Source organism: Streptomyces sp. NPDC007264, assembly GCF_042869095.1.
Classification (GTDB): Bacteria; Actinomycetota; Actinomycetes; order Streptomycetales; family Streptomycetaceae; genus Streptomyces.
Map to the genome: position 1 here is coordinate 315,328 of NZ_JBIAFD010000009.1, position 22,871 is coordinate 338,198.

General features: G+C 72.2%; 22 protein-coding genes and 1 pseudogene. 9 read left to right on the top strand and 14 right to left on the bottom strand.

Annotated elements, in window-relative coordinates; genetic code table 11:
* The first annotated feature begins 29 nt into the window (after nucleotides 1-29).
* Nucleotides 30-380, top strand: a complete 351-nt coding sequence (locus ACFYMU_RS18475) for an ATP-binding protein (RefSeq protein WP_388374002.1) — start codon at nucleotides 30-32, stop codon at nucleotides 378-380.
* Nucleotides 381-468: 88 nt separating this feature from the next.
* On the opposite strand, the gene ACFYMU_RS18480 is transcribed toward ACFYMU_RS18475, so the two are convergent.
* The 5 genes from ACFYMU_RS18480 to afsQ1 form a co-directional block, all read right to left on the bottom strand.
* On the bottom strand, nucleotides 469-675 hold the full coding sequence (locus ACFYMU_RS18480) for a PspC domain-containing protein (protein ID WP_388374003.1): 207 nt from the start codon (nucleotides 673-675) through the stop codon (nucleotides 469-471).
* Nucleotides 676-831: 156 nt separating this feature from the next.
* Nucleotides 832-1,383 carry a VanZ family protein gene (locus ACFYMU_RS18485; RefSeq protein WP_388374005.1) on the bottom strand — a complete coding sequence of 184 codons (552 nt, stop codon included), beginning with the start codon at nucleotides 1,381-1,383 and terminating at the stop codon, nucleotides 832-834.
* A gap of 114 nt (nucleotides 1,384-1,497) precedes the next feature.
* Nucleotides 1,498-2,112, bottom strand: coding sequence for a hypothetical protein (locus tag ACFYMU_RS18490; RefSeq protein WP_388374006.1), 615 nt, complete (start codon nucleotides 2,110-2,112; stop codon nucleotides 1,498-1,500).
* Complete coding sequence (locus ACFYMU_RS18495; RefSeq protein ID WP_388374008.1) at nucleotides 2,109-3,779, bottom strand: ATP-binding protein; 1,671 nt, start codon at nucleotides 3,777-3,779, stop codon at nucleotides 2,109-2,111. The genes ACFYMU_RS18490 and ACFYMU_RS18495 overlap by 4 nt, the downstream gene beginning before the upstream one ends.
* Nucleotides 3,776-4,453, bottom strand: a complete 678-nt coding sequence (gene afsQ1, locus ACFYMU_RS18500) for a two-component system response regulator AfsQ1 (protein WP_381089046.1) — start codon at nucleotides 4,451-4,453, stop codon at nucleotides 3,776-3,778. The genes ACFYMU_RS18495 and afsQ1 overlap by 4 nt, the downstream gene beginning before the upstream one ends.
* A gap of 311 nt (nucleotides 4,454-4,764) precedes the next feature.
* On the opposite strand from afsQ1, the gene ACFYMU_RS18505 reads away from it, so the two are divergent.
* Complete coding sequence (locus tag ACFYMU_RS18505; protein WP_388374010.1) at nucleotides 4,765-5,517, top strand: SigE family RNA polymerase sigma factor; 753 nt, start codon at nucleotides 4,765-4,767, stop codon at nucleotides 5,515-5,517.
* A 214-nt stretch (nucleotides 5,518-5,731) separates the two neighbouring features.
* On the opposite strand, the gene ACFYMU_RS18510 is transcribed toward ACFYMU_RS18505, so the two are convergent.
* The gene (locus ACFYMU_RS18510) at nucleotides 5,732-6,367 is read right to left on the bottom strand and encodes a uridine kinase (protein ID WP_388374012.1); all 636 of its coding nucleotides are present in this window, start codon (nucleotides 6,365-6,367) and stop codon (nucleotides 5,732-5,734) included.
* Nucleotides 6,368-6,495: 128 nt separating this feature from the next.
* Here ACFYMU_RS18510 and ACFYMU_RS18515 point away from each other — a divergent pair, with 128 nt between their 5' ends.
* Nucleotides 6,496-6,906, top strand: coding sequence for a hypothetical protein (locus ACFYMU_RS18515; RefSeq protein ID WP_388374067.1), 411 nt, complete (start codon nucleotides 6,496-6,498; stop codon nucleotides 6,904-6,906).
* Between the two features lie 83 nt (nucleotides 6,907-6,989).
* Here ACFYMU_RS18515 and ACFYMU_RS18520 read toward each other — a convergent pair whose 3' ends face one another.
* Genes ACFYMU_RS18520 through deoC form a run of 3 tightly spaced genes read right to left on the bottom strand, consistent with a single transcriptional unit; the run spans nucleotide 6,990 to nucleotide 10,386 of the window.
* Nucleotides 6,990-7,991: an aldehyde dehydrogenase family protein gene (locus ACFYMU_RS18520; RefSeq protein ID WP_388374013.1), complete on the bottom strand. Its 1,002-nt coding sequence runs from the start codon at nucleotides 7,989-7,991 to the stop codon at nucleotides 6,990-6,992.
* On the bottom strand, nucleotides 7,981-9,420 hold the full coding sequence (locus tag ACFYMU_RS18525) for an aldehyde dehydrogenase family protein (RefSeq protein WP_388374014.1): 1,440 nt from the start codon (nucleotides 9,418-9,420) through the stop codon (nucleotides 7,981-7,983). The genes ACFYMU_RS18520 and ACFYMU_RS18525 overlap by 11 nt, the downstream gene beginning before the upstream one ends.
* 6 nt (nucleotides 9,421-9,426) lie before the next feature.
* On the bottom strand, nucleotides 9,427-10,386 hold the full coding sequence (gene deoC / locus ACFYMU_RS18530) for a deoxyribose-phosphate aldolase (RefSeq protein WP_388374069.1): 960 nt from the start codon (nucleotides 10,384-10,386) through the stop codon (nucleotides 9,427-9,429).
* A gap of 211 nt (nucleotides 10,387-10,597) precedes the next feature.
* Between deoC and ACFYMU_RS18535 the strand changes: the two genes are divergently transcribed.
* The 4 genes and pseudogenes from ACFYMU_RS18535 to ACFYMU_RS18550 all read left to right on the top strand — a co-directional run bounded on the left by ACFYMU_RS18535 (nucleotide 10,598) and on the right by ACFYMU_RS18550 (nucleotide 14,265).
* On the top strand, nucleotides 10,598-11,206 hold the full coding sequence (locus ACFYMU_RS18535; protein WP_388374016.1) for a hypothetical protein: 609 nt from the start codon (nucleotides 10,598-10,600) through the stop codon (nucleotides 11,204-11,206).
* A gap of 61 nt (nucleotides 11,207-11,267) precedes the next feature.
* The gene (locus ACFYMU_RS18540) at nucleotides 11,268-11,930 is read left to right on the top strand and encodes a PH domain-containing protein (RefSeq protein ID WP_388374018.1); all 663 of its coding nucleotides are present in this window, start codon (nucleotides 11,268-11,270) and stop codon (nucleotides 11,928-11,930) included.
* A 139-nt stretch (nucleotides 11,931-12,069) separates the two neighbouring features.
* A complete protein-coding gene (locus ACFYMU_RS18545; RefSeq protein WP_388374020.1) occupies nucleotides 12,070-12,645 on the top strand; it encodes an IS607 family transposase in 576 nt (191 codons plus the stop codon).
* Nucleotides 12,638-14,265, top strand: a pseudogene (locus ACFYMU_RS18550) (IS200/IS605 family accessory protein TnpB-related protein). The gene ACFYMU_RS18545 and the pseudogene ACFYMU_RS18550 overlap by 8 nt, the downstream one beginning before the upstream one ends.
* Nucleotides 14,266-14,477: 212 nt before the next feature.
* Here the strand turns inward: ACFYMU_RS18550 and ACFYMU_RS18555 are convergent.
* The 4 genes from ACFYMU_RS18555 to ACFYMU_RS18570 all read right to left on the bottom strand — a co-directional run bounded on the left by ACFYMU_RS18555 (nucleotide 14,478) and on the right by ACFYMU_RS18570 (nucleotide 19,284).
* Entirely contained in the window at nucleotides 14,478-15,485 is a 1,008-nt protein-coding gene (locus tag ACFYMU_RS18555; RefSeq protein WP_388374022.1) for an alpha/beta fold hydrolase, read from the bottom strand.
* Between the two features lie 492 nt (nucleotides 15,486-15,977).
* Entirely contained in the window at nucleotides 15,978-17,609 is a 1,632-nt protein-coding gene (locus tag ACFYMU_RS18560; protein ID WP_388374024.1) for a phospho-sugar mutase, read from the bottom strand.
* A gap of 101 nt (nucleotides 17,610-17,710) precedes the next feature.
* Nucleotides 17,711-18,535 carry a purine-nucleoside phosphorylase gene (locus tag ACFYMU_RS18565; protein ID WP_388374026.1) on the bottom strand — a complete coding sequence of 275 codons (825 nt, stop codon included), beginning with the start codon at nucleotides 18,533-18,535 and terminating at the stop codon, nucleotides 17,711-17,713.
* 311 nt (nucleotides 18,536-18,846) lie between these two features.
* Nucleotides 18,847-19,284, bottom strand: coding sequence for a gamma-glutamylcyclotransferase (locus ACFYMU_RS18570; protein ID WP_388374028.1), 438 nt, complete (start codon nucleotides 19,282-19,284; stop codon nucleotides 18,847-18,849).
* A gap of 98 nt (nucleotides 19,285-19,382) precedes the next feature.
* Here ACFYMU_RS18570 and ACFYMU_RS18575 point away from each other — a divergent pair, with 98 nt between their 5' ends.
* Together ACFYMU_RS18575 and ACFYMU_RS18580 are read left to right on the top strand one after the other, a co-directional pair.
* On the top strand, nucleotides 19,383-20,831 hold the full coding sequence (locus ACFYMU_RS18575) for an NAD(P)H-quinone dehydrogenase (RefSeq protein ID WP_388374029.1): 1,449 nt from the start codon (nucleotides 19,383-19,385) through the stop codon (nucleotides 20,829-20,831).
* 167 nt (nucleotides 20,832-20,998) lie between these two features.
* A complete protein-coding gene (locus ACFYMU_RS18580; protein WP_388374031.1) occupies nucleotides 20,999-21,958 on the top strand; it encodes a DeoR/GlpR family DNA-binding transcription regulator in 960 nt (319 codons plus the stop codon).
* A 268-nt stretch (nucleotides 21,959-22,226) separates the two neighbouring features.
* Here the strand turns inward: ACFYMU_RS18580 and ACFYMU_RS18585 are convergent.
* Nucleotides 22,227-22,871, bottom strand: a 645-nt coding sequence (locus tag ACFYMU_RS18585) for a biotin/lipoyl-containing protein (RefSeq protein ID WP_388374033.1), incomplete at its 5' end; no start/stop codon positions are given.

Genomic DNA, 22,871 nt, shown 5'->3' on the forward strand with positions numbered 1-22,871 from the left:
CCGTCATCGGATCCAAGGACGCATTCACCATGAAGCAGTCTGCTGCCAAGACCCTCGGGGTCGCCGCCCTGGGCGCCGCCTTCGCCGCCGCGGGCGCGGGCGTCGCGAGCGCGGCCCCGGCCACGCCGGACGCCGTCGGTCCGGACACCGTCACCCAGGCGCTGCCGGTCGGCGACGTCGCCAGGACCCTGCCCGGCGCGGGTGAGGCGCTCGGCCAGGGACAGGACGCACTCGGCGCGGCGGTGGCCGCGGCCCGGCCCGTCGCCCGGCAGGCCGTCACCGACGGCCCGGTCGCGCCGGCCGCCGGACTGCTCGGCGGGCTGCCGGTGCACGGACTGCCCACGCACGGCACGCCGCTGAACGGAATCCCGCTGGGCTGAGGCCCCCCGCACCGGCCGATGGGCGCCCCGCCCGGGGCGCCCATCGGCATGTCGGTGCGTGCCGGCGCCGCGGCGCCGGGCGCCGGCGTCACCGGGCGGCGCGGCCCGCCGCCTTCTCCTCGGAGGGCAGCAGGATCCACAGCGCTATGTAGAGCAGGAACTGCGGGCCCGGGAGCAGGCACGACACCAGGAAGACGACACGCATCGTGGTCGCGGAGGTGCCGAAGCGCTGTGCCAGCGCTGCGCACACTCCGCCGATCATCCGGCCGTGGGTGGGGCGGGCAAGGGCGGTCATGGTGGCTCCTTCGCGAACCGTGGCGGGGGCCGGCTCCCGGCGGCTGCCGATCGCCCGGCCGGTCTCGATGCCGGTGGGCCGGTGCCGCCGTCGTTCTGGCGTCCCGCTGTTCCGACGTGTTCCACGCTACGCGGACGAAGCGGACGAAGCGTCGCTCTACGGGGCTGTCCCGACCCTGGGAATCGTCGGGGTCCGCCCCTGAGACGGCTCCTCCCGCGGGAGGGCGGCCCGTTGCCGGGACTCCGCCCGGCGGCGGAGCCGGCCCCGGGCCGCGGGCACGACCAGGAGATGGGCCAGTGCCACCCCCACCGTGTTGAGCAGGATCGCGTCGATGTCCACCACCTGGCCGGGCACACCGGTCTGCAGCAGTTCGATGCCCAGGGAGATCAGGGTGCCCGCGGCGACCGTACGGGCCAGCGAGGCGAGCGGCGAGACGACGAGTCGGCCGCCCGCCACGGGCAGCAGCACCCCGAGCGGCGCGAGCAGCGCCAGCCCGTCCCCGATGCGGTGGGCGGCTTCGGGCCAGCCCAGCGCGAGATCGGCTCTGATGCCGGCGAACGGACGCAGGTTGGCCGGACTCACCCAGGGCACGTCCAGCGGGCGCAGCGTGATCCAGGCGACGAGCGCCAGGTGCGCGACGAGGAGGACACCCCCTGCCACCCGGACGCGGTTCGCGGCGCTGCCGCCGTTTGAGCCTTGACGCTGCACGCCCCCCAAGACGCGGGTCCCGGCGGGATCGGTTCCGCCATACGCCCGGGAGCATGAGGGGCGCGGTGGCGCGCCGGCCGCGCGCGGCCGCGCGGACGGCGCTCCCGCGCCGGCTCAGGCCCCCAGCACCTCGCTGGACGGCGGTGTCGCGGTGCCCGGGCGGGAGCGCACCGCGTTCGTGCACTCGTAGCGGCGCACCGATCGCCCGTCCGGACCGCCGAGCACGACGGTCCCGTCGTCGTCGGCGGTCGCCTCCGAGTCCGCGAAGGTGCAGACGATCTGCGCGAGGGCGTACGGGGTGAGGTCCTGGGGGCGGGTGCCGAGCCGGAAGGTGCCCTCGGGGTCGCCGTCGCGCGGGCCCTTCACCTTGACACGGCCGGGGACGGCCGTGGTGTAACCGGCCTGCCTCTCGGCGGCCGGGGGTTTCCCGGCCAGCTCGTTCAGCAGCCCCTGCGCCACCAGCACCCGGCGCGCGGCCTCGGCGGTGCCGTCCGGGATGCGCACGGAACGGTCCACCGGCACCAGCTGCGAGGCGCACAGCAGGAAGACCTGGACGGGGATGCCACGGCCCGCCTGCGTGGACAGGTCGGTGCCGGACAGGGCGCACGGCACCCGGGACGGGGCGGGCCCGAAGTCCGTCGGCACCTGGGTGGGGCGGATGCCGCAGCCGGTCAGCAGCGCGGCCAGCAGGGGAAGGGCGAGCCAGGGGCGTCCGCCTCGTATGCTCATCGGGCGTTCTCCTCGGCGCCGTTCCGGTCCGCGTTCCCGCTCCCGTTCGTCCTCCCGGCCCCGCGGGCCCCGCCGGCCCCGCCGGTCCCGGTCCTGCCCTCGTCGGCGTTTCCGTTCCCGTTCCTGCTCCCGTTCCGCGTCTCGTCCTCGATGAGCGGCGAGGCGTCACGCGGCAGCCGCAGCGTGAACACCGCGCCGCCCTCCGGCGCGTTGGCGGCCGTGATCCCGCCGCCGTGGATGTGCGCGTTCTCCATCGCGATGGACAGGCCGAGCCCGCTGCCGTCGGAGCGCGGGCGTGAGGCGCTCGCCTTGTAGAACCGGTCGAACACGTGCGGGAGGACGTCCTCGGGAATGCCGGGACCGTGGTCGTGCACCTTGATCACCAGCTCGTCGTCCTCCTCGCGCACGGAGACCCGTACGGGTGAACCGCCGTGCTTGAGCGCGTTGCCGATCAGATTGGCCAGGATCACATCGAGGCGGCGCGGGTCGAGGTGGGCCATGAGGCCGCGCTCGGCGTCCAGTTCGACGGCGTCCAGCCAGGCGCGGGCGTCGATGCAGGCGGTGATCTGGTCGGCGATGTCGACGTCGTCCAGGACCAGCCGGGCCGTGCCCGCGTCGAAGCGGGTGACCTCCATCAGGTTCTCGACCAGGTTGTTGAGCCGGTGGGTCTCGCTGACCACGAGCCGGACGGCGGGTTCGATCATCGGGTCGATGCCGCCCGTCTCCGCGTCCAGCTCCTCCTCCAGCACCTCGGTGACGGCCGTGATCGCCGTGAGGGGTGTGCGCAGCTCGTGGGACATGTCGGCGACGAAGCGGCGGGACGCCTCCTCGCGGGCGCTCATGTCCGCGACGGTCTTCTCCAGGGACTCGGCGGCGCGGTTGAAGGTCCGGGACAGCTCGGCCAGTTCGTCGGTGCCGGACACCCGCAGCCGGGTGTCCAGCTTGCCCTCGCCCAGGCGCCTGGCGGCGATGCCCAGGCGGTGCACCGGCTTGAGCACGGTCGTGGCGGCGGCCTGCGCGAGCAGCGCCGAGCCGATCAGTGCGAGTCCGGTGGCGATGCCGAGCGACCACGCCAGCGAGTTGAGGTCCTTGGCCTCCGGCTCCAGCGACTTGAGCATGTAGCCCGTCGTGCCGCCGCCGATCACCTTGGCCCCGCCCACCAGGTACGGCTTGTCGCCGTCGACGATCCGCTGCCAGTACAGGTGGTAGGCGTACTTGTTGGCCGACGACACCGACTGCTGCCTGTTCACCGCCCGCTGAAGGGACTTCGGGACGTCCTCCAGCGTGAAGGTGTCCAGGTCGGAGTTGCCGACGAGGGTCCGGCCCTGTGCGTCCTGGGCGACCAGCAGCACACTGAAGCGCTGGCTGCTGTTCGCCATCTGCCCGGCCGTGTGCTGGAGTTCGTCCTGCGTGGGATGCATCGGCAGGGAACTCGCCCGGTTCTGCATCTCCTGCTGGAAGTCGCGCAGCACCGCGTCCTGAGTACGGGTGAGCACGGCCTCGCGGTTGAGCCAGTAGGCGATGCCGGACGCCGACACGGCGGCGGTCAGGGCGACGAGCGCGAACACCACGACCAGGCGCAGGCGCAGACTGGTGAAGCGGAGACGTGACAGTACGGTTCTGCGTGCCGCGGCCCAGCCGCGCCGTCCCTCTGGGGAATCGATCACTGAGGAGCGTCCAGCCGGTATCCGACCCCACGGACCGTGCGGATCAGGGTGGGCGACGAGGGCACGTCCTCGACCTTGGCGCGCAGCCGCTGCACACACGCGTCGACGAGCCGCGAGTCACCGAGGTAGTCGTGCTCCCACACCAGCCGCAGCAACTGCTGCCGGGACAGCGCCTGTCCGGGCCGCCGGCTCAGCTCCAGCAGCAACCGCAGCTCGGTCGGGGTGAGCTGGAGGTCCTCGCCGTTCTTGGTGACCGTCATCGCCGCCCGGTCGATGACGAGGCTGCCGTAGGTCGCGGAGTCGCTGGCCTCCCGCTCGCCGCGCCGCAGCACGGCCCGGATCCGGGCGTCGAGCACTCGCCCCTGCACGGGCTTGACCACGTAGTCGTCGGCGCCGGACTCCAGCCCGACCACGACGTCGATGTCGTCGCTGCGCGCGGTCAGCAGGATGATCGGCAACTGGTCGGTGCGCCGGATGCGCCGGCACACCTCGAACCCGTCGATGCCGGGCAGCATCACGTCCAGCACGATCAGGTCCGGCCGTTGCTCGCGCAGCAGCTTGAGACCGTCCTCGCCGGTGGCAGCGGTGGCCACACGGTGTCCCTGGCGCGTCAGTGAGAGCTCCAGGGCCGTTCGGATGGCGTCGTCGTCCTCGATCAGCAACAGGGAAGGCACGGGGGTCATTCTGGCCCATGCCGGGCTCGTCTTTCGACTGTTGGAGCGCTCCCGCACATCTCACCCACATCGACCCCGGCCGAGCGTGCGTCTGCGTAGCCGTACGACTCTGCTCCGTCACCGGCCGTCGCGCCGGTGCGCGGGGCCCCTGTGACAGGTCTGTGACAGTCGGCAGACACGGCCATGAAGTCACCCCGGCAAGCTTTTCCGCACCAGCAGGGCCGCACCGGGCGGAGCCGCACCACAGGCGGCACGAGCGGACGGCCGGCGGGACGGCACGACGACCGGGACTCCACGACGGGGGGCGCGAGATGAACACGCTGCACAGCACCAGCACGAGCGCAGTTGTCACGCGTCTGCACGACGTCAACCGGAACACCGAGAAGTCCGGTGCCGTGAGCGGGCGGGGGTGCGCTCGCGGCACCGGGCGTCAGCACACCGTGTACATGACGGTGGTTGACGCGCACACGGGGGGCGGCAAGGCGGGGGAAGCTCACGGGGGAGCCGCGTACAGGGAGGGTTCGGGGGAGCGCCGCTCGGCGGCGGAGGCGGAGTTCACCGCCTACGTCGAGGAGCGCCGCGCCTCCCTGTACGCCACCGCCTACCACCTGACCGGCGACCGGTTCGAGGCCGAGGACCTGCTGCAGAGCGCGCTGTTCTCGACCTACCGGGCCTGGGACCGGATCAGCGACAAGGCCGCCGTGGGGGGATATCTGCGGCGGACGATGACCAACCTGCACATCAGCGCGTGGCGCCGCCGCAAGCTGAACGAGTACCCGACCGAGGAACTGCCGGAGACCGCCGGTGACACGGACGCGATGCGCGGCACCGAACTGCGCGCCGTCCTGTGGCAGGCGCTCGCCCGGCTGCCCGAGCTCCAGCGCACCATGCTGGTCCTGCGCTACTACGAGGGCCGCACGGACCCGGAGATCGCGGAGATCCTCGGCATCAGTGTCGGCACGGTGAAGTCCAGCATCTGGCGGTCCCTCCGCCGGCTGCGCGAGGACGAGGTCCTCAGCTTCGGCCGTGACGAGGAGGAGTCCTTCGGGGAGCTTGTCGCCTGAGGGATCGGGGGGACACGGGGGAGCACCACGGGGGAGTACGGGGGAGTACGGGGGAGTACGGGGGACACGGGGGAGCGGTACAGGGGGGCACGGGGGACAACGGGGGACCAGGGGGAACCACGGGGGTGGGGGAACCCGAGGGGGCGGGACTGGAGGGCCGGGGGGTTCGTCCAGTCCCGCTTCTCGGCGTACCGGTTGGGGGAGGCGTACGGGCCTACGCCGCGGTCCTCATCGAGGTGTGCCGGCCCGCGGCCGCCGCGGCCAGCCGGTCCAGCGCCTCCTCGCGGTCGCAGGCGTACGCCCCGAGGGACCTCTGCCGGGCGACGATCGACCGCTCCGCCCGCATCAGCCGCCAGCCGCGGCGCAGCAGGAACGGGACCGACTTGCGGCCCTCCCGGAAGTCGCGCACGAAGCGCCGGCGGAACGTGGTGAGCGGCCCGCGGCTCAGGCACAGGGCGTCGGCGAGCACGCCCAGTTCACGGCAGCGCTCCACGATCTCCGCGGCGAAGATGCCTTCCGCGACGAACGCCGCCGCCCGGCCGATGCGCAGGGTCTCCTCGCCGGTCCGCGCGCTGCGCGCGATGTCGTACACGGGGACCGTCGTACGGCCGGTGGCGCACAGTTCGGCGACGGCCGCGACGGCGGCGTCCGCGTCCCACGACCGCGGATGGTCCCAATCGATGTCCGAACTCCCCTCCACCCGCGGCAGGGTCGGGTCGCCGCCCTCCTTGTAGAAGTCGTCGAGCCGCAGCACGGGCAGGCCGGAGCGGGCGGCGACGAGGGACTTGCCGGAGCCGGAGGGGCCGCACAGCAGCACGACACGGGCCGAGGCCGGGAGACGGGGATTCACGAGGGACCAGTCTGACGCATCGCGCGCGCGGTGCCGAGCCCGCGGGTCGGCGTTGGAGCCCACATCGCGCGTCAACTACCCTTCGTGTCGACATGATGACGTTCCGCAGCAAGAAGGTGGCAGCAGCCATGGCACGACACGCCTCTCCCCGCACTCCCGCCGCCCGGCGCGCCCTCGTCGTCCTCGCGACCACGGGTGCCGCACTGGGTGCGGGCGCGGCCGCGGCGGCCGCGGCGCCCGCGGACGGCGCCCCGGCCGTCGACGCGATGCGCACCCGGCCCGTCTCCCTCGGCGCGGCCGACCCGCACGAGGGACTGCAGGTGCTCAGGGGAAGCCTCGGACATGTCACCGGGCCGCTCGCGGGCCTCAAGCCCAACCCGCTGGCGGGCACGGGCACGGACCCGCTCGACAACGGGATCACCACCCGGCTGGCCGACTTCAAGCCGCTGTCGTCGCAGGCGCTGACCCGGCCGGTGGCGCAGGCGAGGTCGCTCGGCGGCGTGCCGGTGCTCGGCCAGGTGCTCGGAGCGGTGCGCTGACCGTCCGGCCGTCGAAGGGCCGCGCCTTCCCGGTACTCGGTACCTGGTGCTCGGGGAAGCGCGGCCCCTTGTGCCGGGCGGCGTCAGTACGAGGAGCCGGACACGCCCAGTGACCCCGTCGGGTGCCAGACCGTCTTCGTCTCCAGGAAGGCCGTCAGACGCTCGGTGCCCGGTGTCGCAAAGTAATCCACAGGCTGTGGACGAAGGACCCGCTTCAGGTTGTCCGCCGCCGCGATCTCCAGCTCCTTGGCCAGGACGCCGTCGGCGCCGGCCAGATCGATCGCGTTGACGTCCTGATGGGCGGCCAGCGGCGCCGCGACCTCCGCCGTACGGCCCGAGAGGAGGTTGACGACGCCGCCCGGAAGGTCGGAGGTGGCCAGGACCTCGCCCAGGGAGAGGGCCGGCAGCGGAGAGCGCTCGCTCGCGATCACGACGGCCGTGTTGCCGGTCGCGATCACCGGCGCCACCACCGAGACCAGGCCGAGGAAGGACGACTGCTGGGGGGCGAGGACCGCGACCACGCCCATCGGTTCGGGGGTGGAGAGGTTGAAGTAGGGGCCCGCGACCGGGTTTCCGCCGCCGACCACCTGGGCGATCTTGTCGGTCCAGCCCGCGTACCAGACCCAGCGGTCGATCGCCGCGTCCACCCGGAGAACCGCCTTGGCCCTGGGCACGCCCTCGGCGTCGGCGACCTCGCGGACGAACTGCTCCTTGCGGCCCTCCAGCATCTCGGCGACGCGGTAGAGGATCTGGCCGCGGTTGTAGGCGGTCGCGCCCGACCATGCGCCGAACGCCTTGCGCGCGGCGACCACCGCGTCACGGGCGTCCTTGCGGGAGGCGAGGGGAGCGTTCGCCAGCCAGTTGCCCCTGTCCGCCGCGTCAGCCCCTGATGTCGCTGTGGTCACCTCGTACACCCGGCCGCTCTCGGACCGCGGGAACTTCCCGCCCACGTACAGCTTGTAGGTCTTGAAGACGGCGAGCCGCGGCTCGCTCCGCACGGCCTGCGCGCTCTTCTCGCTCTTCACGGCCCTGCCGGCCTTCTCGCTCTTCACGGTCTTGTCGGTGTTGCCGCTGTTACCGGACATCCAGGTACGCCTCCAGACCGTGGCGGCCGCCCTCGCGGCCGAAGCCCGACTCCTTGTAGCCGCCGAACGGCGAGGTCGGGTCGAACTTGTTGAACGTGTTGGACCAGACGACGCCGGCGCGCAGCCTGCTCGCGACGGCCAGGATCCGGGAGCCCTTCTCCGTCCAGATGCCGGCGGACAGGCCGTACGGGGTGTTGTTCGCCTTGGCGACGGCCTCCTCGGGGGTGCGGAACGTCAGGACGGACAGCACCGGGCCGAAGATCTCGTCGCGGGCGATGGTGTGCGCCTGGGTGACGTGCGTGAAGAGCGTCGGCGCGAACCAGTAGCCGGACGCCGGGAGTTCGCAGTCGGGGGACCAGCGCTCGGCCCCCTCGGACTCGCCCTGCTCGGCGAGCGCGGTGATCCGGGCGAGCTGTTCGGCGGAGTTGATCGCGCCGATGTCGGTGTTCTTGTCGAGGGGATCGCCCAGCCGGAGCGTCGACAGCCTCCGCTTCAGGGACTCCAGGAGCTCGTCGTGGACCGATTCCTGGACCAGGAGACGGGAACCCGCACAACAGACCTGACCCTGGTTGAAGAAGATGCCGTTCACGATGCCCTCGACGGCCTGGTCCACGGGCGCGTCGTCGAAGACGATGTTGGCGCCCTTGCCGCCCAGTTCGAGGGTGAGCCTCTTTCTCGTGCCCGCGACCGTGCGCGCGATCTCCTTGCCGACGGCCGTGGAGCCGGTGAACGCGACCTTGTCCACGTCGGGGTGCGCGACGACCGCGGCGCCGGTGTCGCCGTATCCGGGAAGGATGTTGACGACGCCCTTGGGCAGGCCCGCCTGGCGGCAGATGTCCGCGAAGAACAACGCCGAGAGGGGAGTGGTCTCCGCGGGCTTCAGCACGACCGTGTTGCCGGTCGCCAGGGCCGGGGCGACCTTCCACGCCAGCATCAGCAGCGGGAAGTTCCACGGGATGACCTGGCCCGCGACGCCGAGCGGCCGGGGGTCCGGGCCGAAGCCCGCGTGGTCGAGCTTGTCCGCCCAGCCCGCGTAGTAGAAGAAGTGCGCGGCGACCAGCGGGAGGTCGGCGTCGCGGGTCTCCCTGATGGGCTTGCCGTTGTCCAGCGTCTCCAGGACGGCCAGTTCGCGGCTGCGCTCCTGGATGATGCGGGCGATGCGGAACAGGTACTTGGCGCGTTCGGCGCCGGGCAGCGCCGACCATGTCCCGAAGGCCCTGCGGGCGGCCGCCACCGCCCGGTCGACGTCCGCCCGGCCCGCCCGGGCGACCTCGGAGAGGACCTCCTCGGTGGACGGGCTGACCGACTTGAAGACCCTGCCGTCGGCCGCCTCGGTGAACTCGCCGTCGATGAACAGGCCGTACGACGGCGCGATGTCGACGACCGAGCGGGACTCGGGCGCGGGTGCGTACTCGAATGCGGATGCCATGGGGGATCAGTCCACCGTCACGTAGTCGGGGCCGGAGTAGCGGCCGGTGGCCAGCTTCTGACGCTGCATCAGCAGGTCGTTCAGGAGCGAGGAGGCGCCGAAGCGGAACCAGTGGTTGTCCAGCCAGTCCTCGCCCACGGTCTCGTTCACCAGGACCAGGAACTTGATCGCGTCCTTGGAGGTGCGGATGCCGCCGGCCGGCTTCACGCCGACCTGCACTCCGGTCTGTGCCCGGAAGTCGCGCACCGCCTCCAGCATGACGAGCGTGTTGGCGGGGGTCGCGTTGACGGCGACCTTTCCGGTCGAGGTCTTGATGAAGTCGGCGCCCGCCAGCATCGCGAGCCAGCCGGCGCGGCGGATGTTGTCGTACGTCGACAGCTCGCCGGTCTCGAAGATGACCTTCAGGCGGGCGTTCCCGCAGATCTCCTTCACGGCGACGATCTCGTCGTACACCTTCATGTACCGGCCCGTGAGGAACGCCCCGCGGTCGATGACCATGTCGATCTCGTCGGCGCCCGCGGAGACGGCTTCACGCACGTCGGCCAGCTTCACCTCCAGCGCGGCGCGGCCCGCCGGGAAGGCCGTGGCGACGGACGCGACCTTGACGCCGGAACCGGCGACGGCCTCCTTCGCGACGGCCACCATGTCGGGGTAGACGCAGACGGCCGCGGTCGCGGGCGCCGAGCGGTCCGTCGGGTCGGGGCACACCGCCTTGGCGCCGAGCGCCCGGACCTTGCCCGGGGTGTCCGCGCCTTCCAGCGTCGTCAGGTCGACCATCGAGATGGCGAGGTCGAGGGCGTACGCCTTCGCGGTGGTCTTGATCGAACGAGTGCCGAGGGAAGCGGCGCGCGCCTCCAGGCCGACCGCGTCGACGCCGGGCAGCCCGTGCAGGAAGCGGCGCAGCGTGCTGTCGGACGCGGTGACGTCGGCGAGAGCGTGTGGGGCCTGTGCGGCAGTGATGGGCATGGTCACCAGCCGAGCATATCTACGCGCGTAGCGGCTGTACAGCCCCGGGGCGGGACAGGACGGGGCCGGTCGGGGCGGGGCGCGAGGGGACGGGTGCGGGGCGCGGTGCACCCGCGGCCCTCGTGACACCGACGGTGTTCTTCCCGCGAAAAGCCCCGATGATGATCGTGTACGAGTTCTTACGCATCACAGACAGGCCGAGACTCCGCCCATGCCGAGCTACTTGTTCGCGGCCGTACGCCGCGCAGCCGCAGCGGTTGCCCTGCTCGCCGTTTTCTGCGGCGCCGCGATGACGGCTGCCGTACTCACGACGGAGGACGCGGCCACCTGGTCGGCCGCGCTGTACCAAGGGGTGGTCGTCGGCCTGGTCCTCGGGGCCGTCCTGCTCGCTTCGGTCGCCCTCTCCAACACGTGGCAAGCCGCGCGTACGGCCTCGCGCCACGGTCTGACCCTGGTCGCCGAGGCTGCGACCGTGCCGTGCACCGCAGAGTTCCGGGCACCCGTGCCGTCCGGCACCACTCCCTACCAGCTCTCCGACAGCGTGCTGCACACGCTCAAGAAGGCGCGAGCTCCCCGGATCGGCGAGGTCAAGGAGTTCACGCACGGCAGGCTCACCCTCGTCTTCACGGATGCGCTCGCCTGCCCGGTGAGGTTCCACATCTCGATCGGGACGGACCGGGACACCGCGACGGTGATCATGGAGGCCCGCCCCGTGTCCCCGCGGAGGCGACTCGACGGCGGTGCCAGCTGGAGCGTTCTCACAGCTCTTGAGCCTCTTGTCAGCAAGGCCGTCCACGCCGAGACGGCCCCGGAGTCCTAGCCCGGACGTCGGCCGGGCCAACTGGTCGTGCCCGCTGTGGCGGTCGTGCAGAATCGGGTCCATGACGACTCCGGATCACCAGCCGCCCGCGCCGGAACCCTCGGCACCCGAGTTCCGGGACCGTGTCTACCGGTCGCCCGCCGGTCTCGCGGCCGGCGGACTGCTGCTCGCCATCGTGCTCTGGCTCGGCATCGACGCGCTGGCCTCCGGGCACGGCCGCACCCCGTGGCTGGCGCTCGCCACGATGATCCTGGTCATCCCGCTGGTCACCGCCTTCACCCTGCGCCCGGCCGTGTACGCCAACGAGGAGCGGCTGCGCATCCGCAACCCGTTCCGGGTGATCGTGCTCCCCTGGGGCTCGGTGGACTCGCTCCGCTCCGGCTACTCGAACGAGGTCGTCGCCACCTCCGGCACCAAGTACCAGCTGTGGGCCGTGCCCGTCTCGCTGCGCGCCCGCAACAAGGTGGCCCGGCAGCACACCCGCGCCACCGCCCAGGCCGCCCGCCCCGGCACGCGGGGCCGCACCGGGACCCCGCCGCCGGTGCCGGCCGGCCCCGCCCGCGCCCAGACCGACCAGATCATGGACGACCTGCGCGAACTCGCCGAGACCCGCCGGAACGCCGAGCACGCCCAGGGCGAGCCGACCGTCCGCTGGGCCTACGAGGTGATGGGACCGGCGGTGGCGGGGGCGGTGGTGCTGGCGATCCTGGTGGCGGTGGGGTGAGCCGTCCGGCCGGGCGGACGTCCGGGGCCCGGCGCGAGAGCGCACCCCCCTGTGGTCCCGATGCGGGGTCTCCACCTGCTGGTCCTCGAGGTCGGGTGAGTGAGCGTAACCATGGATGAGTGAGTGTCGTTGTCAGAGTGTGAATCTGACGGAATGGGCGAAGTCGCAGGGCGTGCATCCGCAGACCGCGTATCGCTGGTTCCGTGAGGGGACGTTGCCGGTGCCGGCTCAGCGGGTCGGGCCACGCACGATCCTGGTGAACATCGACGTGAACACCATGCCCGAGGCCGTCGGAGGTCTGGGCCTGTATGCCCGTGTGTCCTCGCACGATCAGAAGAGCGATCTGGAACGCCAGGTCGCTCGGCTGTCGGCTTGGGCGGCGAAGGCCGGTCACCGAGTCGTTCGTGTCGAGGCGGAGATCGCTTCCGGGATGAACGGCTGCCGTTCAAAGGCTCGACGTCTGCTGGCCGACCCGAACGTGACCACCGTGGTGGTGGAGCACAAGGACCGGCTTGGTTCGATGAACATCGAGCTCGTCGAGGCCACCATGTCCGCCACGGGCCGTCACCTGCTGGTGCTGGACGACGGTAAGGTCGAAGACGACCTGGTGCGGGACATGGCGGAGGTACTGACGTCGTTCTGCGCCCGCCTGTACGGGCGCAGGTCGGCGAAGAACCGCGCCCGTAAGGCACTGGAAGCCGCCGAACATGGCTGACCTCCGCCCGATCGCCGCGCCGTTCGTCGCTCCCGGTCCGTCCGGCGTGGCGGTTCGTACCCGGCTGGGGGACCTCACGCCCGAGGACGAGAAGATTCTGCGCTTGGTGGGTGCGCACCTGGGCTCGCTCGCCTCGAAGGGCCTCAAAGCGCGTTGCGCTGACGGCCCGGAGCACTCCACCCGGTCATGGGCGGCCCGTAAGCGGGACCTGACGGCCAAGTCGTCGTCCCGGTGGGCCGGGTCGATCACGAAGGCCACGCATGACCAGTGGGCCCTCGCCCGGCGCGGCCAGGCCGCGCACATCCAGTCCCTCGAAGCCGGTATCACGACGATCCGGCACCGGCTGTCCCTGCCGGTCAGCCAGAAGGGCACCAAACGGGCTTCGGGCGGCTACCGCTGCGCGCACGAGTGGTTTAACAAGGCACGCCGCCTGCATGTGCTGGAGGACCGGCTCGAGAAGGTTCAAGCCGACCGGGAAGCCGGCCGGGTGCAAGTCGTGCGTGGCGGCAGACGTCTGCTGGGCACCCGTCACAACCTCGACAAGGCGCAGCTCACCGAGGCCGAGTGGCGTGAGCGGTGGGAAGCCGGGCGCTGGTTTTTCCAGGCGGACGGCGAGTCGGGGAAGAGGTTCGGCAACGAGACGATCCGCATCACGCCCGAGGGCGAAGTGTCGATCAAGCTCCCGGCCCCGCTCGCCGACCTGGCGAACGCCGAGCACGGCCGGTACGTACTCGCCGCGAAGGCGCGCTTTTCTCACCGGGGGCAGGAGTGGGCCGACCGCGTGGAGGCGAACCGGGCCGTGGCCTACCGCATCCACTACGACACGGAGCGCGGACGCTGGTACATGGACGCCTCCTGGCAGGTCCCTCCCACCAAGACCATCCCACTCCGAGCCGCCCTCGTCGATGGCGTGATCGGCGTGGACACCAACGCCGCTCACCTCGCCGCCTGGCGCCTGGACACTCACGGTAACCCGATCGGCCGGCCGCACCGGTTCTTCTTCGACCTGTCTCGAGGCGCCCAGCACCGCGACGCCCAGGTACGGCACGCCCTCACGCGGCTGCTGAACTGGGCCAAGACCTGCGGCGTCAAGGCCATCGCGGTGGAAGACCTCGACTTCCGGGCCGAGAAATCCAGAGAGAAGCACGGGCGCAAGCGCCGATTGCGGCACCTGATCTCCGGCATGCCGACCGGCAAGCTCCGAGCCCGGCTGACCTCCATGGCCGACGCCACAGGTATCGCGATCATCGCCGTGGACCCGGCCTACACGAGCACGTGGGGCGCCCAGCACTGGCAAAAGCCCATGGCCGCCCCACCCGTAAGACCACCCGGCACGACGCCGCGAGCATCGCGATCGGACGACGCGCCCAGGGACACCCGATCCGGCGACGGACGACACCGCCCCGTGCACACCAGAGCGATGTGCACGGGCATCGGACCGTCCAGGCCGACCGGCGTGTCCCTGGGCGTGAGGGACCCCGCCCCCGCATCCCCGGACCACGGACACGATCCGTGCCGCCGGACGCGGCGAGCACGCGGGCAACCAGGACATCCACAACCGTTCGGGGTGTCCGCAGTGACCAGGTACAGGTCCAAGACCCACCCCTGCTCACTGATTAGGAACGGTAGTTGTAGACGTTGCACTTCTTGTCACCGGCGTTCTGCACGGTGATGAGGAGGCTGCGCATGGTGTTCCCCCGTCGTATGGCCGTACGTGCCAGCTCTCGGTCTTGATCGACAGCAGAGTCTGCACGATGTACGGCCCTCACCACGTGTGCCACGTCCGTGTGTTACTGATCAGGAACAAGAAAGGCGCAGGTCCGTCGAAAGGTTCACCGATGTGGTCGGTCGGCGTGTGTCTGCGCGGACGGGATGGAGGGGGCGCCCATGTCGCCGCTCGTGTCGCCGCTCGCGCCCGCCGCGTCCAGCAGATGGCCGGCCACCGTGCGCGCGCCCTCGTCGCCGATGAGCACCGTGTAGTGGTTGACGTCGGCCACCCGGTGCGTCGCGATTCGGGTGGGGTCCAGGTCCGCGGCGGCCAGCCGCTGCTCGTCGTACAGCCCCTGCGGCTCGTCCATCAGGCCCCGGTCGGCCCACAGCAGCCGGGCCGGAAGCTCCAGTTGCCGTACCGCGGACAGCACCTCCGGATCGCGCAGAACCTGTGTGCCGTCGACGCGCACGGCGTCGCGGACGCAGGACGAGCGCAGGTGGGGCTCCTCGCCGACGAGGTCGCGCTGGACGTAGGCGTCCACCCACGGCGACCACGCACCGGAGAAGGCGGGATGGTTCCGCCAGTAGTCGCGGTAGGACTGCCGGTCGGGGAAGGTCATGGTCAGCCGGCGCATCGCCGGGCCGATGACGGCGTCGAGCAGTGCGTCCGGGTCGAGGTGGGCCGGAGCCGGGAAGCCGAGGCCGCCGTCGACGAGGACGAGGGAGACGAACCTCGAGGGATGGCGTACGCCGGTGAACGCGCTGACGAAGGCGCCCATCGAGTGGCCGGCGAGCACCGCCCCGCGCAGCCCGAACGTGTCGGCGAGCGCGGCCATGTCCGCGGCGTGCGCGGCGATGCCGTACGGGCCGGGCAGTGACCGGCTGGCGCCCCTGCCGCGCAGGTCGGGCGCGATCAGGGTGGCCCGGCCGGCGAGGTGGTGGGCGACCCGGGCCCAGGAGAGCGCGTTGGCGGTGATGCCGTGCAGCGCCAGCACGACCGGGGCGCCCGCCTCGGCCGCGGGCCAGCGCAGCACGGCGAGTTCGCCGCCGTCGACGGGCACGCTCAGCTCTTCGTACGGGCCGGTCTGCGGCGTGGCCTTGCGGTGCGGGCCCTCGGGGTGACGCGTCATGCTCGGCGGCTCCTCGTCTCGTCACGCACCGGAGAGCGGTCGTCCGGTCGCGTGGTGCGCACGATAGGGCGCGGCGAGCCGCACCGATATGTACTCGGTGCATGCAGGTGACCCTGGGCTCGTGTGGCGGGCCCATGTGGCTTGGGCGACCACCGGCTTCTGACGCCGAGGGGCCCCGGTCCGGGCGGCGGGACAGGTGCCGGCAGTCGGACGCCTCTGCCCGGAGGACCCGCGGGTCTGCCCGGGACCCGGCGGGGCGGCACGCGCCCTCCGAACCCCGCTTCCCTCCGCCTGTCACCGTCAGATGGGGACGACCCCTTCCCGGCGCGGGGGTGTCGGCCGCAGCACCGATGCCGCCCCGCGGAAGGGCGGAAGGGCGGAAGGGCGGAAGGGCGGAAGGGCGGAAGAGGGGAAGAGGGGAGCGGTGCGTGTGATCCGGTACGGAACCCGTGCCCGCGGCTGGAAGAAGCCGCGGGCACGGGCGGGCGCGGGTCAGATGCCGGCCGCGGCCGCCAGGTCGCGCTTGAGTGCCGCCAGCAGGTCCGTGGCCCTGGCCCGGGCCGCCGGGAGGCCGGCGCGTCCGGCGGCGGGGACCACGACCTCCAGGTAGCACTTCAGCTTCGGTTCCGTGCCGCTGGGACGGACGATCACGCGGGCGCCGTCGAGCGTGTAGCGCAGCCCGTCCGTGGGCGGCAGGGTGTCCGTGCCCCGCGTGAGGTCCTCGGACCGGGTGACGGGCAGGCCCGCGAGTTCCGTGGGCGGCTGCTCCCGCAGGCGGCGCATCGCGTCGGCGATGAGCGAGAGGTCCTCGACGCGGACCGAGAGCTGGTCCGTGGCGTGCAGACCGTGTTCCACGGCCAGGTCGTCGAGGAGGTCCAGGAGGGTGCGGCCCCGCGACTTCAGCCGGGAGGCGAGTTCGGTGATCAGGAGGGCCGCGGTGATCCCGTCCTTGTCGCGTACGCCGTCCGGGTCGACGCAGTAGCCGAGCGCCTCCTCGTAGCCGTAGCGCAGGCCCTCGACGCGGGCGATCCACTTGAAGCCGGTGAGGGTCTCCTCGTACGCGAGGCCCGCCTTCCCGGCGATGCGGCCGAGCAGGGAGGAGGAGACGATCGACTCGGCGAACGTGCCCCGGGCGCCGCGCTCCACCAGGTGCGCGGCGAGCAGGGCGCCGACCTCGTCGCCTCGGAGCATGCGCCAGTCGGCGCCGTCCTTGACGGCCACGGCGCAGCGGTCGGCGTCGGGGTCGTTGGCGATCACGAGGTCGGGGTCCGTCTCACGGGCCTTCGCGAAGGCGAGGTCCATGGCGCCGGGCTCCTCCGGGTTGGGGAAGGCCACGGTCGGGAAGTCCGGGTCGGGGTCGGCCTGTTCGGCGACGAGCACCGGGGCGGGGAAGCCGGCGCGGGCGAAGGCGGCGAGGATGACGTCCCTGCCGACGCCGTGCATCGCGGTGTAGACGGTACGGGCGGTGCGCGGGGAGTTCGGGGCGAGCACGGCGTCGGTGCGGGCGAGGTAGGCGTCGAGGACGCCGTCGTCGAGCGTGTCCCAGCCGCTGTCCGGGCGGGGGACCGCGGTGAGGGTGGTGATCGCGTCGATCTCGGCCGCGATCCCGGCGTCCGCGGGCGGCACGATCTGGGAGCCGTCGCCGAGGTAGACCTTGTAACCGTTGTCCCGCGGCGGGTTGTGGCTCGCGGTGACCTCCACACCGGCGACCGCGCCGAGGTGCCGGACGGCGAAGGCGAGGACCGGCGTCGGCAGGGGGCGGGGCAGGAGCGCCGCCCGCAGGCCCGCGCCCGTCATGACGGCGGCGGTGTCACGGGCGAAGTCGGCGGACTTGTGGCGGGCGTCGTAGCCGATGACCACGAGGCCGTCGCCGTGGCCCTGGGACCTGAGGTACGCGGCCAGGCCGGCGGCGGCGCGGATGACCACGGAGCGGTTCATGCGCAGGGGGCCGGCGCCGAGTTCGCCGCGCAGGCCGGCGGTGCCGAACTGGAGGGTGCCGCCGAAGCGTGCGGCGAGCTCGGCGTGGTCCCCCGCGTCGATGAGCTTGGCGAGTTCCTCACGGGTCTCCGCGTCGGGGTCCTCGGCCAGCCACGCCTGGGCCCGTGCGATGAGTTCGTCGTGCACGTCGGGTCAACCTCTCGTTGTGTGTGGGTGGGGCGGGAGCAGGCGTCCGCGGTGGTTCCTGCCCGCCGGGTGCGGTACCACGCCGTCACCGGCGGCCGTCCCTACAACCGCTCCAGCACCTGGGCCAGGAGCGCTCCCATGCGCGCTGCGCTGTCGCGGCCCGCCTGGAGGACCTCCTCGTGGCTCAGCGGCTCGCCCGTCATGCCGGCGGCGAGGTTCGTGACCAGGGAGATGCCCAGGACCTCGGCGCCCGCCTCGCGCGCGGCGATCGCCTCCAGGACCGTCGACATGCCCACCAGGTCCGCGCCCATGCCCCGGGCCATGCGGATCTCCGCCGGGGTCTCGTAGTGCGGGCCGGTGAACTGCGCGTACACGCCCTCCTCGAGGGAGGGGTCGATCTCCTTGCACAGGGTCCGCAGGCGCGGGGAGTACAGGTCGGTGAGGTCGACGAAGTTGGCGCCGACGATCGGGGAGGTCGCGGTCAGGTTGATGTGGTCGCTGATCAGGACCGGCTGGCCGGGGCGCATCGTCCCGCGCAGGCCGCCGCAGCCGTTGGTGAGGATGACGGTCTTCGCGCCGGCGGCGACGGCGGTGCGCACGCCGTGCGCGACGGCGGCGACGCCGCGGCCCTCGTAGTAATGCGTACGGCCCAGGAAGACCAGGGCCCGTGTGTCGCCCGCCAGGTAGGAGCGGAGCCTGCCGCCGTGACCCTCGACGGCCGGCGGCGGGAAGCCGGGCAGCTCCGTGACCTGGAACTCGGCCTCGGCCTCGCCGAGGGCGTCGACGGCCGGGGCCCAGCCGGAGCCCATCACGAGGGCGACATCGTGGGTCTCGGCACCCGTCAGCTCGCGCAGGCGCGCGGCGGCGGTGTCGGCGGCGGCGTAGGGATCGCCCTGGACGTCGTCCGGAAGAAGAGATGCGTTCACGCGCACGAGAGTAGCCGCTCTCTGCCTACGCGCGTAGATGATGGAGTTCACGGGAATGCGATCGTTGTCTTGTCGTTTCCGGTGATTCCCGTCGCCGCCATGGCTGTGGCCGCGGTCACGGCGTGCGCCGTGCGGTCGGCCGCGTCGGCGATGTGCGGCCTCCCGGCCGGCACCGCGCAGCCGGCACCGCGGGGCCTTGCTCGGCGCGGGGCGCCGGTCGTCGTGCGGCCCTGCTCGGCGCCGGGCGCCGGTCGTCGTGCGGCCCTGCTCGGCGCGGGCCGCCGGTCGTCGTGCGGCAGTCCCGGCAGGGCTCAGCAGGGGCGCTTGCGCAGTTCCATCACGTAGTCGTGCGGTGCCCCGGCCGACTCCGCCGCGTCCGCGATCTCGCCGAGGTAGCGGGCGGACGGGAGGCCGCCCTCGTAGCCGTCGAGGACGTAGGTCCAGGCCGGTTCCTCGCCCTCCAGGGTGTGCACGCGCACGCGCAGCCGGCGGTAGACGCCGAGGCCCACGCCCTCCCAGCGGTCCAGGGAGTCCTCGTCCATGGGGGCGATGTCGTACAGCGCGACGAAGACCTGTGACAGCGGGTCCTCGACGATCGTCGCCAGGGCGCCCTCCCACCCGATGTGCTCGCCCCCGAAGGTCAGCCGCCAGCCGTTGAGCCAGCCGGTGGCGCGCAGCGGCGAGTGCGGGGCGCGGCGGGACATCAGCCGCGCGTCGAGGTTGCCGGCGTACGCGGCGTAGAGCGACATGGAGTCGAGGGTACGGCAGCGCCACGACAGCCTCTGCTGCAACAGGAGTACCACCGGGCGGCCCCCCGGGGAGAGCATCACCCGACGCGTGCGGGACAATGGGGTACGTGACTCGGATCGTGATCATCGGTGGCGGACCCGGCGGATATGAAGCGGCGCTGGTGGCCGCGCAGCTCGGCGCGGAGGTGACCGTCGTCGACTGCGACGGTCTCGGCGGCGCGTCGGTGCTCACCGACTGCGTGCCGTCGAAGACGCTCATCGCGACGGCCGAGGTGATGACCACCTTCGACTCCTCCTACGAGGAGCTCGGCATCATCGTGGCCGACGACACCCCTCCGCTGGAGAAGGCCGCACGGGTCGTCGGCGTCGACCTCGGCAAGGTCAACCGACGGGTGAAGCGCCTCGCGCTCGCCCAGTCCCACGACATCACCGCGTCGGTCACGCGCGCCGGCGCCCGGGTCATGCGCGGCCGCGGCCGGCTGGAGGGCATGCAGGCGCTGGACGGGTCGCGCAAGGTCGTCGTACGGGCCGCGGACGGCGGCGAGGAGACCCTCGCCGCCGACGCCGTGCTCATCGCCACCGGCGGTCACCCGCGCGAGCTGCCCGACGCCCAGCCCGACGGGGAGCGGATCCTCAACTGGACCCAGGTCTACGACCTCGACGAGCTGCCCGAGGAGCTCATCGTCGTCGGGTCCGGTGTCACCGGCGCCGAGTTCGCGGGTGCCTACCAGGCGCTGGGATCCAAGGTCACCCTCGTCTCCTCGCGCGACCGTGTGCTGCCCGGCGAGGACCCGGACGCGGCCGTCGTCCTCGAGGACGTCTTCCGGCGCCGCGGCATGAACGTCATGGCCCGCTCGCGCGCGCAGTCCGCCAAGCGCGTCGGCGACCGGGTCGAGGTCACCCTCGCCGACGGACGTGTGATCACCGGCTCGCACTGCCTCATGGCCGTCGGCGCCATTCCGAACAGCAGCGGGATGGGCCTGGAGGAGGCCGGGGTCAAGCTGCGCGAGTCCGGGCACATCTGGACCGACAGGGTCTCCCGTACGACGGCACCGGGCGTGTACGCCGCCGGTGACGTGACCGGCGTCTTCGCCCTGGCGTCCGTCGCCGCCATGCAGGGACGCATCGCCATGTACCACTTCCTGGGCGACGCGGTGGCCCCGCTCGACCTGAACACCGTCTCCGCGAACGTCTTCACCGACCCCGAGATCGCCACCGTCGGCTGCAGCCAGGCGGACGTCGACTCCGGGAAGATCGACGCCCGGTGCGTCAAGCTGCCGCTGCTGCGCAACCCGCGCGCCAAGATGCAGGGCATCCGGGACGGTTTCGTCAAGATCTTCTCCCGGCCCGGCACCGGGATCGTGGTCGGCGGTGTGGTCGTCGCGCCGCGCGCGTCCGAACTGATCCATCCCATCTCGATCGCGGTCGACAACAATCTGACGGTCGAGCAGATCGCGAACGCGTTCACCGTGTACCCCTCCCTGTCGGGCTCGATCGCCGAGGTGGCACGGCAGTTGCAGACCCGGAAGGCCACGGGCGAGGTCTGACCGCCCGGCCCGGAAGGACCGCCGGTCACGGGGAGTGGCCGGCGAGGGTGCGGCGCCGATGCCGGGAGTGGACGCCTATACCACTTTGGGCCCTACTGTGCGAACAACTTCTGTTATTCGGCGCAAACTGCTGAAAGCAGACGGTCGTTGGGGTTACTGTCAGTTTCGTGTTCGCTGCAGAACGTCGCCAATTGATCCTCGAAATGGTGCGAGCGAACGGGGCCGTGTCGCTCCGTGAGCTCGCCCGCGTCGTCCAGACCTCCGAAGTGACCGTACGGCGGGACGTGCGCGCACTGGAGGCAGAAGGACTCCTCGACCGCCGGCACGGCGGTGCGGTACTGCCGGGCGGATTCACGCGAGAGTCCGGCTTTCCGCAGAAGTCACATCTCGCGACCGCCGAGAAGACCGCCATCGCCGACCTCGCCGCGGGGCTCGTCGAAGAGGGCGAGGCCATCGTGGTCGGGGCGGGGACCACCACGCAGGAACTGGCGCGCCGGCTCGCGCGGGTGCCCGGTCTGACGGTCGTCACCAACTCGCTGCTGGTGGCTCAGGCACTGGCCCATGCCAATCGCGTGGAGGTCGTGATGACCGGCGGCACCCTGCGCGGTTCCAACTACGCCCTCGTCGGCAGCGGGGCCGAGCAGTCACTCCAGGGGCTCCGGGTCTCCAAGGCCTTCCTCTCCGGGAGCGGGCTCACCGCCGAGCGCGGGCTGTCCACGTCCAACATGCTGTCGGCGTCCGTCGACCGGGCGCTGGTGCAGGCGGCCTCGGAGGTCGTCGTCCTCGCCGACCACACCAAGCTCGGCACGGACACCATGTTCCAGACCGTGCCGACGGACGTGATCACCCGACTGGTGACGGACGAGCCGCCCCCGCACGACGACCGCGCGGCCACCGAGCTGCAGGCCCTGGCCGACCAGGGGGTGCAGATCGCGGTCGCGGGGGTCTCGGGCGGTGCGTCGGGAGGCGAGTCCGTGCCGACGGGTCGCCAGCCGCGCCGGGACGTGCCCCTGCCGGGGCCGCGCCGCGGCCAGGTCCCCGGCGGCCCGCAGCTGCGCAGCGCGACCGCCCTCGGGGAGCCGCCCACGGGAGAGCGGGCCAGGGTGGCAGACCTCCGCCGCCGCTGAGCGCTCCGCCGGCCTCCGGTACGCCGTCCGCGGGTGCGACGGGGCGCGCCCGCCTGACGGAGCCGCGGACGGTCACGGGCCCTGCTGCTGAGGCGCGCCGTGCCGGGGCAGGCCGTGCCGCGTCGTCTGCCGTGCCGCGTCGTCTGCCGCGCCGGGGCGGCCCGCGCCATGTCGTCTGCCGCGCCGGGAGACACAAGGCGCCCGGGAGACCGGTCGTTCATCCGGTCTGCCGGGCGCCTGGTTTGTGGGGTGGGTGGGGGTGGGGGTGTCAGTCCTTGATGTCGCAGATGGTGGCGCCGGAGGTGAGGGAGGCGCCGACTTCGGCGTTGAGGCCCTTGATGGTGCCGGCTTTGTGGGCGTTGAGGGGTTGTTCCATCTTCATGGCTTCGAGGACGACGATGAGGTCGCCTTCCTTGACTTCCTGGCCTTCTTCGACGGCGACCTTGACGATGGTGCCTTGCATGGGGGAGGCGAGGGTGTCGCCGGAGGCGACGGGGCCGGTCTTCTTGGTGGCGCGGCGTTTGGGTTTGGCGCCGGCGGCGAGGCCGGTGCGGGCCAGGCTCATGCCCAGGGAGGCGGGCAGGGAGACTTCCAGGCGTTTGCCGCCGACTTCGACGACGACGGTTTCGCGGCCGGGTTCCTCGTCGGTGTCGGTGTCGGTGGGGGTGGTGAAGGCGGGGATGTCGTTGACGAACTCGGTTTCGATCCAGCGGGTGTGGACCTGGAAGGGGCCGTCCTGGTCGTGGACTTCGGGGGCGAAGGCGGGGTCGGTGACGACGGTGCGGTGGAAGGGGATGGCGGTGGCCATGCCTTCGACGTGGAACTCGGCCAGGGCGCGGGCGGCGCGTTGGAGGGCTTGTTTGCGGGTGGCGCCGGTGATGACGAGTTTGGCGAGCAGGGAGTCCCAGGCGGG